Origin of the sequence: Methylophaga sp. UBA678 (genome assembly GCF_002299105.1) — a bacterium.
Classification (GTDB): domain Bacteria; phylum Pseudomonadota; class Gammaproteobacteria; order Nitrosococcales; family Methylophagaceae; genus Methylophaga; species Methylophaga marina.
The window spans coordinates 75,310-75,991 of the sequence record NZ_DBNG01000007.1 but is presented as its reverse complement, the minus strand read 5'-3'; the positions used below and the strand labels follow the sequence as shown (position 1 = coordinate 75,991).

The window sequence follows — 682 nt, the reverse complement described above, 5'->3', positions numbered from 1 at the left end:
AGGAAAAGCAATACCAATCGAATAACCTGAACGTGTCACTAGACGAGCACCAATATCATTATCAGAAATAATATTACGGACCATATTGTCGACATCCGACACGGTCATCCCCGGCTGAACCGTTTCATGTACTGCACTCAAGGCTTTTTTCATGGTTTCCTGAGCTTTGTACATAGAGTCAGATAACTCGCCCAATACCGCGGTGCGCATCATGGCCGTATGATAACGACGGTAACAGCCGCCGACTTCCAGAAACACATGCTCTCCAGGTTTGACTGTTCTCCCCTCCCAGGTTGCATGGCCTATCATGGTCCTAGGCCCCGATGTGACATAGGGCATGACTGCAGGCGGTTCTCCACCTGCTTTGAACATGGCAGAACTAATGGCAGCGCCAATGTCATTTTCAGTGACACCAGCCCGGGCAGCTTCAAGGCCAGCTTTCATACCTGCTTCTGTCGCTTTGGCGGCACGATGCATCAATTCAATTTCAGCGGCTGATTTTCGAATGCGACCTTGCTCCACAATGCCAAAACAATCCAGTAGTTTGCCTTCGGTCAGCGTGGTGTGAATAAAGTCTTGTTGATAAGCGGGGAAAAAGTAACTATTACGCTCATATCCAATGCGTTTATCTGATAACCCAAATTCGCGTAAGGCATCCACCAGCATCTGAATGGCATCACCC

General features: G+C 48.7%; 1 protein-coding gene. It reads right to left on the bottom strand.

The window, feature by feature from the left end; genetic code table 11:
- The coding region (locus B3014_RS03230) for a M24 family metallopeptidase (RefSeq protein WP_289286904.1) at positions 1-682 on the bottom strand (682 nt) is incomplete at both ends.